Source organism: Pedobacter sp. GR22-10 (assembly GCF_026239715.1).
Classification (GTDB): Bacteria; Bacteroidota; Bacteroidia; order Sphingobacteriales; family Sphingobacteriaceae; genus Pedobacter.
On sequence record NZ_JAPIVR010000001.1, the window covers coordinates 1,682,560 to 1,696,824 of the forward strand.

General features: G+C 38.5%; 12 protein-coding genes. 10 read left to right on the top strand and 2 right to left on the bottom strand.

Going from position 1 to position 14,265, the window contains the following annotated elements; genetic code table 11:
• Nucleotides 1-73: 73 nt before the first annotated feature.
• Entirely contained in the window at nt 74-3,829 is a 3,756-nt protein-coding gene (locus OQX64_RS07290; protein ID WP_265818235.1) for an SEC-C domain-containing protein, read from the bottom strand.
• Nucleotides 3,830-4,094: 265 nt separating this feature from the next.
• Here OQX64_RS07290 and OQX64_RS07295 point away from each other — a divergent pair, with 265 nt between their 5' ends.
• From OQX64_RS07295 to OQX64_RS07340, 10 genes are all read left to right on the top strand, one after another.
• Nucleotides 4,095-5,561 carry a hypothetical protein gene (locus OQX64_RS07295; RefSeq protein ID WP_265818236.1) on the top strand — a complete coding sequence of 489 codons (1,467 nt, stop codon included), beginning with the start codon at nt 4,095-4,097 and terminating at the stop codon, nt 5,559-5,561.
• A 476-nt stretch (nt 5,562-6,037) separates the two neighbouring features.
• On the top strand, nt 6,038-6,787 hold the full coding sequence (locus OQX64_RS07300; protein ID WP_265818237.1) for a hypothetical protein: 750 nt from the start codon (nt 6,038-6,040) through the stop codon (nt 6,785-6,787).
• A gap of 177 nt (nt 6,788-6,964) precedes the next feature.
• Complete coding sequence (locus OQX64_RS07305; protein ID WP_265818238.1) at nt 6,965-7,237, top strand: helix-turn-helix transcriptional regulator; 273 nt, start codon at nt 6,965-6,967, stop codon at nt 7,235-7,237.
• Between the two features lie 18 nt (nt 7,238-7,255).
• Complete coding sequence (locus OQX64_RS07310; protein WP_265818239.1) at nt 7,256-7,519, top strand: helix-turn-helix domain-containing protein; 264 nt, start codon at nt 7,256-7,258, stop codon at nt 7,517-7,519.
• Between the two features lie 53 nt (nt 7,520-7,572).
• Complete coding sequence (locus tag OQX64_RS07315) at nt 7,573-7,821, top strand: hypothetical protein (protein WP_265818240.1); 249 nt, start codon at nt 7,573-7,575, stop codon at nt 7,819-7,821.
• 274 nt (nt 7,822-8,095) lie between these two features.
• Nucleotides 8,096-8,473: a MobC family plasmid mobilization relaxosome protein gene (locus OQX64_RS07320; RefSeq protein WP_265818241.1), complete on the top strand. Its 378-nt coding sequence runs from the start codon at nt 8,096-8,098 to the stop codon at nt 8,471-8,473.
• Nucleotides 8,463-9,446 carry a relaxase/mobilization nuclease domain-containing protein gene (locus OQX64_RS07325; RefSeq protein ID WP_265818242.1) on the top strand — a complete coding sequence of 328 codons (984 nt, stop codon included), beginning with the start codon at nt 8,463-8,465 and terminating at the stop codon, nt 9,444-9,446. The genes OQX64_RS07320 and OQX64_RS07325 overlap by 11 nt, the downstream gene beginning before the upstream one ends.
• A gap of 33 nt (nt 9,447-9,479) precedes the next feature.
• Entirely contained in the window at nt 9,480-10,088 is a 609-nt protein-coding gene (locus OQX64_RS07330) for a hypothetical protein (RefSeq protein ID WP_265818243.1), read from the top strand.
• Between the two features lie 244 nt (nt 10,089-10,332).
• Nucleotides 10,333-10,944 carry a GNAT family N-acetyltransferase gene (locus OQX64_RS07335; protein ID WP_265818244.1) on the top strand — a complete coding sequence of 204 codons (612 nt, stop codon included), beginning with the start codon at nt 10,333-10,335 and terminating at the stop codon, nt 10,942-10,944.
• A gap of 179 nt (nt 10,945-11,123) precedes the next feature.
• Nucleotides 11,124-11,546 (top strand): hypothetical protein, encoded by a 423-nt coding sequence (locus OQX64_RS07340; RefSeq protein ID WP_265818245.1) that lies wholly within the window; start codon nt 11,124-11,126, stop codon nt 11,544-11,546.
• A gap of 976 nt (nt 11,547-12,522) precedes the next feature.
• Here the strand turns inward: OQX64_RS07340 and OQX64_RS07345 are convergent.
• Entirely contained in the window at nt 12,523-13,989 is a 1,467-nt protein-coding gene (locus OQX64_RS07345; protein ID WP_265818246.1) for a S41 family peptidase, read from the bottom strand.
• Between the last annotated feature and the right edge of the window lie 276 nt (nt 13,990-14,265).

The window sequence follows — 14,265 nt, forward strand, 5'->3', positions numbered from 1 at the left end:
TACCTTTGTTTATGGAAATTCTATTAGGCTTTAATAAACTTTTAATAAAAGACGTAAAGTAGAGACAGGGCTATTAATTAATAGCAGCCATCCCTTCTCGTTTAAGTGTATATAGCGATACAAATGGTAAAGGAAGTGGTCGGCTTTTAAGATAGGGTGTCAGCATTTCCTCAGCTGTAATAAAAATTGATTTCACTTTAAAATCAGAGAGATTAAGATTGTATTTCGCGCTTAATTGATCTAGGTTGTTTTTTATCCAATTGTCCCTTACGAGATGTTTATCTATCCATTGTTTTTCAAATAATTTACCTACTTCTTCAACCATTTCTTTAAAACTGCGACTTGCCGCAATGTTTTTACATTCCAGGCTATAGATTTTTTTATTCAACTGATCAATTAAAAGAACGTCGATATCGCCTATATTTTTATGATGTTTTAAATCAAAGTCTGGACCAATGAATAGTTCACTATCCACAATTAATTCGGGATTTTTAAGTTCGCTAATTACCGACAATACTAAATCGGAACCGGCTTTATTATTGATTTTTGTAAGTACTTTATTTACTTCACCATCATCGCGAACCCTCAATCGATTCGTCTGACATTGCTGTGCAAGGTAACTTCTGCTACTTAATACTTGCCTTAAACCCCAATAAACAATGGGGTTACTATTGTCATCAGGGTTATTTAAGATGCAAAGCGGTTTGCGCATTAGCGATAACCGGCGGCTATAACGCCACGGATGAATATCAAACCGTTCAAATTCTTTTGGAATACTTTCAAATTTACCACGATTTAACAACGACAAAAACAGAAAACCACTTTCAAACTCTAGATCGCTAAATGGACTTTCTATTTTGTTTACCTCAACTTTTAGTTGATTTTTATCAAGTGTAGCGAAGGGGGTTAATTGACCATAAGCGATAACACCTAATGCGTTTACCATATTGCAAATGCGGGTAAAAGATATACCGAAGTCCTCTAGGAAAGCCTGCTCAACTTTTACAGGTACATCTTGACTGCGGATTGGATTTGTTTGAGGAAAGGTGTAATTGAAAGCTTGACGCGCATCAACAATATGTTCCCCCATTTTGGTCCAATTATACGGACTTAGTACGTTATGCATATGGTCGCTGTCGACTAAAATCCTTTTTTCAGTGATTTTGATCGGGACTTCAAATAAATCGAACTGCATTTGATCTCCCAAACCTCCCCAATAAATCAATTGGTCCATAAGTGCAATCAGTTCATCAATCTCGGTGGCACTGATAATGGGGCGGCCATTGTAAGGTTCTGCAATAATTCTTTCGATCAGGCAACGGACAGCAATAATAGTTTGATTAAGTTCACTTAGATTTTCGATTAGGTCTTCCTGCTGCTGTTCTTCTGACACAAAGCAAGCAATTCGCGTAGGAATCATGAGGTTCATTTTTTCTCTTTTACGAATGAGCGTTTCGTTAATGCCAATGAGCTTTTCTAAAAGTGATTTACTGTCATATTTGCGAAGTGTAGACTCCAGTTGAGGTGTTAATCCTAGCTCTTTGATATTCTTAATGAGTTGTAATTTCTTACTCCTTTTATTAATTGTGCCAATAGATGGACGTTGTTTTCCCAGTGAAATTAAAAGTGAATCCTTGATTATTTCGACCTGATAATCTTGAATCAAACGATAAGGTACAAGGTCTTTGGGGTCAAGGAGCATATTATCGGCGCTGTCTAATATGAAAAATTTCTTTTTTTGACCGAGCGGTGCAGAAAATTCGACGGCATCTGTTAAAACACGTTGGCTCAATTGCGGGATATTATGCAACACGAGAAGGTCATTAAAAGCTGCCAGTAAAACACGTAATAACACCCGCTCCCCTTCGTTGTCCGCTCCATACAAGTACGGAATGATTTCAGATGGTATCATAATTTGAATTACTGATCCTTTAACATCGGTATGGAATTTTTCTTGTAACGCAGGCTGACGGACATAATCACGTTTCATTGTAAGAAAGGCATCGTCGTCATCTATATCAAATAGTATTTGTAAAGGCTGCATCGGAATTGATGATAGGAAATCCTTTACACTCGGACTCACCTGCCAAAGCCAATAGGCTATTGCGTCTGTGGTTTGCCAATAAATATCAGCTAAACCATCTGGTATATTCTCACGTTCTCTTGCTGGACTTACGGTAATCGGAAAAGAAAAAGCTTCAACGAAAAAAATAAGATTGTGGGTAAGTTCACCAGGTGCCATGTACACAGGTCCAGATTTCCCATTTCGCCGAACAGGGACATGTGCTATGTGACCATCTATTAATGTTGTGGCTGAATGCGCATCGACTCGTAAAATTGCTTGTCTTCGAAAATCTGCGGATAAGCCCAACTGCAAGGACAGCAGCTGAAGTTCGCTATCATTTAAGTTTAGCGAATCATGATGATTTCTATAAACCTGCAATAAATCAAAATACTTTATATCTAGTTTTTTGACTTTGCTTATCAATTTATCGGCAGCGGATGCAAAATTCCAAAGGTCGATTGCATTGGTGTCTCCCGAATTAAAGAGTGCATGAATATCTGCAACGTCAAAATTCAAACTGTGAACGTGATCGGTATTAAAATAAGGAAAGAAAATATCCCTTCCTATTGGCGAAATAATTACAATTTCAAGAATTTGAAAATCCTTATATTCAGGAAGTGTTCGGATATGCTTTACAGCAAATTGTCGATAATCATGAGCGTTTTGAACCCCGAGGTTTGCGCCTGTTGGATCTTTGAAATTACGCCCGTCGTCATTTAACATTTGCAACAACGCAATTTTATCATCGTCGAATTGCATAAATGAAACTCTCAAATCTTTAATCTCCTTGACATAAGGGATTGACAATTGAAAGTGTTTAAACTTCATAAGGCTCAACTCCATGTTCAGGTTGTTCCAAAGAACACCATGAAAGGCTCTACTCACAAGATTTGAAATACCTTGCTTTTCCGCCTCATGCCAAATGAAATCATTAAAAGCTTTGCTTAATGTGGCGGGCGAGATAATGATATATTGTTGCTCTATGAGCAGTATCGGTTTGCCGACAAAAGCTGGCTCTCCATTGTATGAATTTGGTCGATCAGTAGGTTGTGTCAGAAAAGGATTAAGAGCCTGGGCTGGTACTCGCAGTTGTTTAAGTAGTCTATCCATTTCATCCACGGAAACAGTGACGGCTGATTTTGCAAGGGTTAGCTCTGGTAATGCAGGAATGATTATCGCATCATCTTCTGCTTCTCCCTGCATATATCTAATATACCCTAATTTTTTGCCGATTTGATTTGAGGTCGTCATTAACAGTAAGCTCACTGACTCTATATTGTGTTTAAAACCTGGGGGTATCCCAGAGTTTGGCCAATGAAAAATCGCTGATAACAAATTCGACAAAATAAACGTAGAATTTTCAGTGACACCGGGGAAAATCAATTGGTCACCCCGCTGATTTGTAATTAGCTCTGTAAAAAAATTTACAGGAATCTCTTCGTAAGACGATTCTGAGAATTCACCATCTAATAAATCTCTAAGCTGTTCTACTGTAATTTTCTTACTTGATGAATTTTTGTTATCAATAGCTAACTGTGTTAGCTGCTCTAGTCGATAGTTCTTCCCATGATTTTGTGGAAGGACAGTTAGGGCAGCAATCGTCTGTAATAAATCCGCTGTGTTAACTATGGAGAGGAGTGGATGTTTAATTTTTTGATTTGTCGCCTTGAACTGACTTTTATCTTGTTGCGGCTTAAAAAGACAGCACTTTTTATATTTCTTCCCGCTGCCACAGAGGCAAACGTCATTTCTTCCATTGCTCATAAAAGTTGGTTTCAAATCGTTAATAATCAAAGATACATAAAGGATTCACCATAAATTTTTCGTTAGACAATTATTAGGTGACCACTGAATTTGTTATTACATATCAGATTAGTACCTTTGATTCAAGGTTGGCAAAGGACCATCCGGATTACGAGAATTTCACATGCTTGATTAAATTCAAAGCAATTGATCGATTTAGTCACTGTTTTAAAAAGGCAGACCTTTATTGAATTATAGTAAATGAGGTAATACTCTTATTACTAGTATGCAATTCACGCCCAAAGTGTTCGTCACTTTGGGTTTTTTTTATAGACCGATGATAATCTTTTTACAATATACTTTAACAGATCTAAGAGCTTTTACGGACCAGAATCCATTTGTTTTGGTCAAACCCAATTGGCCATCACCAACACCCTATCAGCAATTTGTACGCGGGACAGGCCAAGTTATTCAGCGACGTAAGCGCGGATTGCATGGTTGGGTGGGAGAAAATTATATTTGTAAAATAGGCAAGAGTGTTCGATTTGAAAAAGCCATTCCCCTTTATGAGGATAAATATATAAAACCAATTTTCCAGCATCTCTACGCTGGAGAAAACCAAGTATTAACGAAATATGAATTCGTTTTTCGCCTAAACTATGAAAAGTGGGCAAAGAAACTAACTTATAACGATATAAGGGATATCATCGGAAGCCTGCTTAATTCTATGGTTCATATTAGGATTAATGGGAAATATATAACCTGTAAAGTAAGAGAATTGCAGAAAATACTTCCGCAGTTACATTTTGAAACCTCGACAAATAAGCATGGCCGCAAAGCAGGTATGTCTGCTTACATTGATAAATGCACACCCCAACTCTATATCGCAACAGAAGATGATACGGTTGTCGTTGGCTTAGGCAAAAATTTTAATAACATGAGTGAGAACCAGGAGGATTTTGATCTTTACGGTGCTTGGCATGATCATATAAACAATCCATATCGGGTTTGGGTGCAGGATGACTATGCGGAGGTTGAAGGTGGATTCAATCGAAGCCTGCGAATGACGATTATGCGGTTACATTCTGAATACGAATGCTTAAAAAATATTTTTCGCTCCATTAATGAAAAAAAAATAGAGGTTAGTCAACAAACAACACAGGCAAACGAATTACAACGCTACCTCAACAGGGCTATTAAAACATTTCTACGAAGTGAGTCCAGTATTGTTGGTCTGGGGGGGGACGCGAATTTTTTAGATTATTTCTCAAAGGTTTTTTCTAAAGCCCAACCTGGGGAGCTTGATGAATTAGTGGAAAAAATAAAGGAATATGAATTTAGGCCCAATGTTGAAAATAAAACGCTTAATTTTATCCAACAAAATCATATAGAATTTATGAATAACAAATTTGAAAATGACAGAAGCGTCATTTTATCGCAGGGAGATAACAATACAGTTAGTGGAAATACCATTAATCAACAGAACTATGAATTGCCCGCAGATACAGATTACGAGGTATTGGTTGCTGAGTTAGCAGACCTCAAAGCTAGAGCTGTTCCAGAAGCAAAGTCGGCTGATGATTTTAAAGCAGTTGTCGCAATTGCTGAGGCTGAAGAAGCTGCAAAAAAGAAAGATAGTAAAGGCTTAATCAATGCCTTGAAAGCTGGTGGTAAATTTTTAGTTGACGTAGCCAACAAATTTAGCGCCAGTGTACTTGTTGAGTTGCTTAAACAGCATTCTACATTCATATAAATAGTAATGTTTTTCAAATCAGTTGCTTTTTTAAATATTGGCGACTGAATGATCAATAACAACTTTTGCATTTGGCCGGTAAATACCGACGTGCTCCTGAAATTGTAATTTTCAGTTAAGGGAGATGCTTTGGAATGCCGGCATTAATTGCCACTGTAATTTTGAACGGTAGCAGTATGTTATTGTCTCCATCAAGGGGTATTTACAGGGCTACAGCGGATGCTAATTTCCATTGTCAGCAATGTTTACTGCATCTTTAAAAGACTTTTACGCCCGAATATAAACGAAAAGCTGCATTAGAACTGATTGAATTTGGAAAAGAATGGCACGCAATGCACAAAGAACTTGGAACTGACTAACAACAAAAATGCCGAGCACATAACATCGGTCTGGCAATATAGCAGTTGCCTTGCTAAATATCATTAAATTTGGGTAAAGCATTTTATCGTTCATGTAAGATAACTTATACCTAAGCCATGCCCAACAAATATTTTAAAGCACATGAAGCTTATAGCCTTAATCCACACCGCTACGATGTAGGTACCATCATCGGGCTTAAAAATGGATTCGAGGATAATCTTTTTATCAAAAAGCTTTTTACCCTTCCTGAACATGAATATCCTGCCTTTTATCAATATCACCTTGATTATTTTCTAGGAAAGGAATCGGAGGGCGAAGAGGAATTTTTCACCTTTGTCTGGCAAATTGTTCTACGACGTATTAATTTTATTGAGCATAAGAACCCATTTAATTCAAGCCATGCGCTGGATATGGAAATACTCGAGAAACTCACAACGTTCCAAAAATATCTTCGCTCAATTGACCAGTGGCATACCCAAAAGACCTTACCTGAAATTATCGCCGATCAGCACGAAGTAATCAGGAAGCAGCAATCAGACATTGCTAAACTGAAAGAAGATTTAAGAATAGCAAAAAAGCTGGAAACCAAACAATATATTGATATTCCTAAAGGTCATCTGTTGACCGTTTATGACGTTGTTAATCAATTGATTGATCTTGAAATAAAGGGTGAAAAGCTGATGGTTACAAAATTTCCTATTGTATGGGTCAAGATGATATGTAAGTATTTTCGGGTGGATAAAGAGGAGCTGGACATGGAACGGGTGCGCAGTTATTTTCCAAAAGACAGGGAAAATCCTGGTGGGCGATCCCGCCTTGTTCCAATGGATCAGAAGATTTTTGAGGTCAAACCTAAAAAAAGATAGGAAAAACGCTTTCATAGCTGATCGTAAATCTTTTATACTTTAAAATCGTACCAATCTGATATCAAGTATTTTGCGATTGAATACCAACTTAATTTAAACATCCCCAAGTTACCATAAAAATCTTTATGGTACAGGCAAGCCATTTCCATAGCATTCTTTTGTCCCAAAACAAAGGCTATGGAGATTATCAATGAACAAGCCCTTAGCCAGTGCATCCGGGATGCATTGAGGGCAGAATTACAAGAGCATTTTAAAACGGACGGCAGTTCCAGACAGGAACAGGAAGAACGCCTTTTGTCCAAACAGGAACTGGCGACCGAGCTTGGCGTATCACTGGTCACCCTGACAGACTGGATGAAAAAGGGGCTGCCCTTTTTACGCCTGCACAGGCGTGTATACTTCAAAAAAAGCGAAGTGCTTAAACTCATGCAACAAGACATTACAGATTAATTTAAGGAGGGAATTATTATGCACGTGGAGATCATCACTAAGGAAGATTTAAAACAATTAAAGAACGAAATGCTTGCCGAGATCAGGCAACTTATTAAACCGGAAGACAGGCAGAGTATGCAATGGCTGAAAAGTGCCGAAGTGCGCAAGCTGCTGAACATCTCACCGGGAACCCTGCAAAACTTGCGCATCAACGGTACGCTGCGATTTACAAAAATTGGCGGAATGATGTACTACAAACTCGAAGACATCAATAGGTTACTAGAGGGAGGTAACCAATGACAGAAACAGGCATCCATAACAAGGCGGCGGACTACAGCAAACTGGTCGGGCGCATGGCGGCAGACAGCCGGATGTTGGCTACCCATGTCAGCATATTTACCGCACTTTTTGTATGCTGGCAGCACTGCGATTTTATCAGCCCCTTTGCCGTTACCCGCAAAAAGCTGATGGCCTATAGCCGTATCGCATCGATTGCCACATACCACAAATGCATCAAAGAATTAGATGCATTCGGGTACATCCGTTACCAGCCATCTTACCACCCGATCCGGGGAAGCCTGGTCTACTGGCCGTCCGGTTAATCCGGGCAGCCAACCAGATAAGGTGCCCGGAAATCCCGGTGAAGTTTTTAGCCCTGACGTTCCTTACAGGAGCTATCCGGGCATGGAAACCGCTAAGGTTTGCCGAAGCTTTTAGCACGTCAAACTTATGCGCTTTGTAGGAAGCGAGTTAATGTTTTTGCTATACAAAAACCCGGATTCACCTTGAAGGGATGCCCCAGACTCGCTCCCGTTGGTCGGTTAAAAAAAGGAATTAAGAAAGGATCTACTGAGGATTTGGAAAGGAACACAGCACATGAAAACAGCGACAACTGGTAGTGAAATAAAGAAAAAAAGAGTTCCCGGCAGACCAAAAAAAACGATCAGCCGTAGTGACCTGCTCATGATCCGGTTAACCCCTACAGAAAAACAACTGATCACCCAGCGTGCGAAAAATGCTGGGCTGAAACCTAGTGAATGGTTCCGTAAGGCGGCAAAGAGTGCAAGGGTTTTCCCCCGCTTTACCCCGGAGGAAAGCGGATGGTTCAGGATGCTATCAGGGATGGCCAATAACCTCAACCAGTTGACCCACCTTGCCCATGTTGAAGGCTTGCCTACGCTGGCTTTAAAATGCCAGGCTCTGATCAGGCAGATCGAAGAACTGTTAACCAAAATCAATAGCCATGATCGGTAAACCGATTACAGGAAGAAGCTTCGGGGGCTGTGTTCGCTACATCGTGGACAAGCCCGAAGCGAAGATTCTTTTTGCCGAGGGTGTAAGGATGCAGAACGCCTCCACGTTAACCAATGATTTTAACCTGCAACGCAAAATGAGGCCGGAACTGGGCAAGGCGGTCGGGCATCTGGTCTTAAGTTGGAGCAAGGAAGACCTGGCCAAACTGACCGACAAGATCATGCTGGAACATGCCAAAGAGTATATGCAGAAGATGGGTATCCGGGATACGCAGTATGTAGTGGTACGTCACCATGATAGATTGCACCCCCATCTACACGTGGTCTATAACCGGGTTAATAACAAAGGGGCTACGATCACCGATAAGAATAATTACGCACGCAATATCAAAGCCTGCTGGGAGCTTACCTTAAAACACGGTTACCATTTGGGCAAGGGCAAAGAGCAGGTCAACAGGCAGGCTTTAAATGGCAAGGAAAAGGTCAGGTATGAACTGTATGATGCCATCAAAGCGGCTATGAAAACTTCCAAAAACTGGAAAGAGTTGGAAGCGAAGCTGACCGTACGGGGTGTCGATATCGCATATAAGTTCAAAAGCGGTACCAAAGAAGTGCAGGGCATCTCTTTTGAAAAGGGCGGGCTGAAAATGAAGGGTTCTGCCATTGACCGGAGTTTGAGCTTTTCCCGTATAAATGCACAGTTGAACCGCAACCAGCAGGTACAGGCTTATCATGCCGCAAGGGAGGCACATCAGCCCTCACTGGCGCAGCAGTTGCGGGAGGCCATCAGGCAGGGCATTCATGCCGAGCACCAGCCTAGTCTGAATGCGTCTGGTGTAGTTGAAAACCTGCTGAATATCCTGCTTAGCCCGGAGTTTGTGCCATCGGCACCAGACCCGGTCGGAGACGCAGAAATAGTCCGCAGGAAACGAAAGAAACATCAAGCAGAGCAATCCCAAGGAGTAACCAGATAAATAAACAAAAATTCACCAACAAAATTCAATGTTATGGAACAGGACGAATTAGAAGAAAAAGTAACGATGGCCGAGGAACTTATTCTGGGCTTAGTTAAGCGTATGGAAGTCATCGAAAGCGAACTACCAGAATTTTTAAAGTCGTTTTTAGAACAGTATAAAGAGACTTTAACTAACATCTCTGGCCAGATAGAAAAATCCAACAAACGTTATGACGATCAGAAGATCAGCCAACAGATCGATCAGGTTAAAGACCTCGTGGGTACCATGCCCAAGGTCATCAGTGTAAAAAACGAAAATCATCACCATTTCGGGGCATGGTCAAAAAACCTCATCATTGGTGTAGCGGCTTGTTTCCTAATCACAGCCTCATCTTTCGGAACAGCTTTGTACCTGAGACACGAAAACAATCGCATGAGTGCCAATGACATCAAGTTTCGTACGATCAGGCAGATAGCCCCTAAATGGGGAAATTGGGCGGATACGACTTACAGTCGTAATCCCAAGGCGATGGAAGAGAACACCATCAAGCTGGAAGCCGAAGTGTTGGAAAAAGCCTATGCGGAAGAAGTTGCCAGAGAAACGGCAGAAGAGGCAAAGCAAGCCAGGAAGCGGCTGCATTCGCTGAAAAAGAAAGATTGAGTTTGTTGATGTGAAATGATAAATTTAAGAGGTGTGACCAAATGCAAACTAGGTGACGATATGAAATAATTTGCCATTCAATATATTCAGCTAATTCTACAGGATTATTCTTAGATTTAATTTATTGAAAGGATCTGCTCTATTAGGCCTGTAGACCCAGTTTTGGGTGGATAGGTCTGACCTAGTTAGACTTATATATATGTTACCTGCAAGCACTCCCAGATACAGCTTAATATTGAAAATTATGAATTTTGACTTTACAGAAAAATATATTTTAGAAAACGACTATGTTTTATTAAGACCTTTGGAAGTTTCAGACAAAGAAAAACTAATAAACTTTGCAATTAATGAACCTGAACTTTGGAAGTTCAATATTAATGGAGGAAATGGTAAGGAAAATTTTGACACCTATTTTGACACAGCACTAAAATTATTTAAAGAGAAAAATCATTACCCTTTTATTGTTTTCGACAAAAGAAATAATAAATATGCGGGAATGACACGACTTTACGAAATCTCTAACGAATTTAAACGTCTTGACATAGGGTTTACTTGGTATGGGGAAAAATTTCAAGGAAGTGGACTAAACAAAAACTGTAAATATCTTCTTCTAGAGTTTGCCTTTGACAAACTACAAATGATAAGAGTGGGTTTCGGAGCAAATAGCAAAAACGAAAGAAGTATAAACGCTATGATAAGTATTGGATGTAAAGTTGAAGGGATATTAAGACAATTTAGTAAAGATGCTGACGGAAAAATTATAGACGCTATAAAATTGAGTATCTTGAAAGACGAATGGGAAGAAAATATAAAAAATAACTTAAAAGAACAAATTGAAAAATATGTCATCAGGTAACATGAGGTCCTTTGCAAAAGTGGGGCGAAACTGCAAAGTTCAACAGTATTTCTTCGAATGAGCTTTTGTGCAAAATTAAAGATTTGTGCTTCTATTGCCCCACCACCGCAAAGCCGCTAAACGTTGTGTGCAATGGCACTATCGACACCGACTAGACATTAAGACTTTTGACTAAAAAAATGAAAATAGCCTTTTTAGAATATCCTAAGACAATAAAAATATTGCTAGCAATCTATGTTTTAGGTTTTGCCATTGGGACAACTACCCATGTATTGGACTTGCTAAATCATGGCTTAATACTTAATAAAAACGTGCCTACGTGGAAAAACATCTATTGGGTATCGTTAACTTTCTTAGATTTTTTAGCTATTATCTTAATTTTAAAAAGTATTGTTCCAGCTTTAGTAATTTCTAATTTAATCATTGTTTCAGACGTACTAATAAATACAAACGGGTTGACATTTGAAAGATTTGGCAATTCTGATGATTATAAAATAGTTTTACAAATAATCTTTGGACTTTATATATTATCAACGACTCCGATAATTTTACGACTGCATACCATGGGCAGAAAAAGCCACAGCACACAACATCAGGTTTAAATTATGCCCGGGTGACGTGGTTCTTGAAAGTTTCTGCCTTTTAATTGCTTTAGTGCTCGGGCGACAATGAAGTGCTTTTAATCGGGCACAATATATGTTCATCACTTTTTAATAAGTTAGTGCGGGCTGACAAGTTATTGCAAAAAAAAACGCAATTCTTACCCCTGACAATGGTTAATTACACACCAATTAGAAATCTAACAATTCCCTCAATTATTGAGAACTCAACGCAGAAGTTCTAAAATAAAGTGGTAACCAATCAATATGAATTCTCAGAATCTTTTAAACTCTCCATAAACTCATTTCATTAATCAAATTCATTTTTAAATTTTTTGAGTAAGAGTTTTTGATCATTTAAAAGATGAAAAACAGCTGGGTAAAAGGTAGCTGGATAAACCAGAGTAGATTGAGCCTGTCTCACTGGAAATAAATTTGCTGTAAATTGTTGCTTTCCAGAGTATTAGCGAATTGGCGAGAAGGGGTCAAATGTATTGGTTTGTCCAACTTAGTTGACGATTTGAAATAATTTGCCATTCAATTAATAATGAATGGCAAATCAGAGGGGGTGATCATTTCAAACCCTTTGTCTTGTGATGGTAAGACTGTAGCACTATCCAAATAATTTAAGCAGGTCATCTTTTCCTAGGGATTTTAATATCCCTTCATCGGTCGGGATCAGTTCACCATAGCTTTCTTTTTCTCTCCAATGGAGCCCATTTTACCTTAAATGTTCTTCCTACAGTACTAATCTTCAATAACTTTAACATAAGTTAATGTTATTGGACTGTAAACTTCAAAAAATCCGCCATTACACTGTCAATCCTGGTGCGTTTCCTTTGCATCATATAAATCTCTTAGTTGATTGTAATTGTATTAAGATAAATTCATTTTCTATATCCTCTGGTTTTTTGATAGATGACTGGTGGTCTATCACTATTCCACCGTTTTTTGGTAATTTAACAACGCCCCACTTTTCCTAATGCTGTCCTTTTTTAGCTTTACTTATTAAAGAGAGAGCAGTGTCGATAGCCGGATCACCAAAACTGATAGTTTTTAAAATTGAGTAGCGAAATTTATTTTCGTCAGGTAAATATGCTAGATTGATGTTTGGGGGAATTCCCGAATTCTCGAAGTTTTCATGTGAACTGTTCAGATAAACTTGGTTTGATAGACTGTAGCCCCAACCATTGGGTAGCTTTTTTTCAAGCATATCTGAAAATATCCCTTCAGTTGACGAGCCTATCCTTTTGAAATTTTTTAACCCCATAGAGGCCATTGCCATAATTTCTGCGGCACTGGCTGTACTATGACTTGTCAATAACATAACGGGGCCAGAAAACTTGTTCGTTGATGGGCTTAAATATATAGGTGTTGGTTCAGAAAATGTTTTGCCAAGCCAAGTTTTCTTACTGAAAGCTATCGTTTTCTTTGTGATAAAATGATTTAGGATTTCAACGGATACTGCATCATATCCACCTCCATTGAGCCTAATATCTAATATAATTCCATCCACATTTTTTAGTTTCATGAGCACACTGTCCATGATTTTTCGAGCCTGTTTAACTTCTTCAGTCATGTGTATCGGATTATTTCCGGCTTTTTTAAAATATTGTTCAGCATAATCACTACCCTTAATTGAATCTGCTATTTTATAGTCTCGGTAAAAAAGCATCCAATTAATTTGAATATATCCTACATTTTCTTTGGTTATTCCCCAGTTAACAAGTCCGTTGCCATAAAGATCCCTGCCCCAAAAGTTAGGCTTTATGATGTATCTTTTCAATAAAGCGTTGCGAAGTTCCATTTGGCTTACATTTGGAATTTTTGAAAAACGATTCCCCCCAGCACTATCCTTTATCTTCTTTGGTATTTCAGCTTCTTTTACAACAAGTTCGGGCACATCGAGGGTGATATGACCATCATTAAATTTAGTGATGATTTCATTTAATAACTTGTAAAGGTCCTTATCAGTTGTTTTTTGGTTTATTCTTGGTCTATAGTCCTTATAAACTTGATCCCAATGAATATTCCGCTTTTCAAAGAATGCGTAATTTTCATTGAATGTATTCCAGAAGACCTCAAAATTATATACCGGATCTTTAAGTACCGTTTCGTTCTGTAATTTACAGAATTCAGGAAGTGTTTTAATACGAGTATATTGATATAGGTTGATTCCGCTTAGCAGTACCAATGAATCTGAAGTGAGCTTAATGATTTCACCAAGTTCTTTAATGTTTTTTAAACTAATAGACTCAACTGGAAGACAGCTTTTTTGCGTTATATCATAAAAGCTAATTTCAGATTTATTAATGTTAATAATCTGCCCATACCCATGCTTTTTCCAAATGCCTTGTATAGCAGGTTGTGGAGCTTTTGAATGTTTTTGCTGACATGATGCCAGAAAGATTAATAAAAAGGCGAAGATTAGTTTGGAATGAAGCATTAGATATATTTCTTAGAATTGACTATCGCCAAATCTAATTAAGATGAGGTTATAACTGAAGACTTTAACATCTGTTAACGTTTTTATCATTATCCCCCGTGGCTGTTGCACAACCCTTCGCCAATAATAATAATATCTACAAATAAGTCGCCACAACCGGCTGAGACTTGCCTGTGAGCTAATCGACCTTAATGTTTTTGTGCAACAGTCACTCTTAATTATTGAGATTTAAATCAGAAATTCTGAAATAGAGTGCTATAATCAATCGGACTTTTC

Coding starts and splice junctions, on each gene's coding strand:
- OQX64_RS07295 (WP_265818236.1), top strand. CDS start 4,095: ATGCAATTCACGCCCAAAGTGTTCGTCACTTTGGGTTTTTTTTATAGA.
- OQX64_RS07320 (WP_265818241.1), top strand. CDS start 8,096: ATGAAAACAGCGACAACTGGTAGTGAAATAAAGAAAAAAAGAGTTCCC.
- OQX64_RS07315 (WP_265818240.1), top strand. CDS start 7,573: ATGGCGGCAGACAGCCGGATGTTGGCTACCCATGTCAGCATATTTACC.
- OQX64_RS07305 (WP_265818238.1), top strand. CDS start 6,965: ATGGAGATTATCAATGAACAAGCCCTTAGCCAGTGCATCCGGGATGCA.
- OQX64_RS07335 (WP_265818244.1), top strand. CDS start 10,333: ATGAATTTTGACTTTACAGAAAAATATATTTTAGAAAACGACTATGTT.
- OQX64_RS07330 (WP_265818243.1), top strand. CDS start 9,480: ATGGAACAGGACGAATTAGAAGAAAAAGTAACGATGGCCGAGGAACTT.
- OQX64_RS07325 (WP_265818242.1), top strand. CDS start 8,463: ATGATCGGTAAACCGATTACAGGAAGAAGCTTCGGGGGCTGTGTTCGC.
- OQX64_RS07300 (WP_265818237.1), top strand. CDS start 6,038: ATGCCCAACAAATATTTTAAAGCACATGAAGCTTATAGCCTTAATCCA.
- OQX64_RS07345 (WP_265818246.1), bottom strand. CDS start 13,989: ATGCTTCATTCCAAACTAATCTTCGCCTTTTTATTAATCTTTCTGGCA.
- OQX64_RS07310 (WP_265818239.1), top strand. CDS start 7,256: ATGCACGTGGAGATCATCACTAAGGAAGATTTAAAACAATTAAAGAAC.
- OQX64_RS07340 (WP_265818245.1), top strand. CDS start 11,124: ATGAAAATAGCCTTTTTAGAATATCCTAAGACAATAAAAATATTGCTA.
- OQX64_RS07290 (WP_265818235.1), bottom strand. CDS start 3,829: ATGAGCAATGGAAGAAATGACGTTTGCCTCTGTGGCAGCGGGAAGAAA.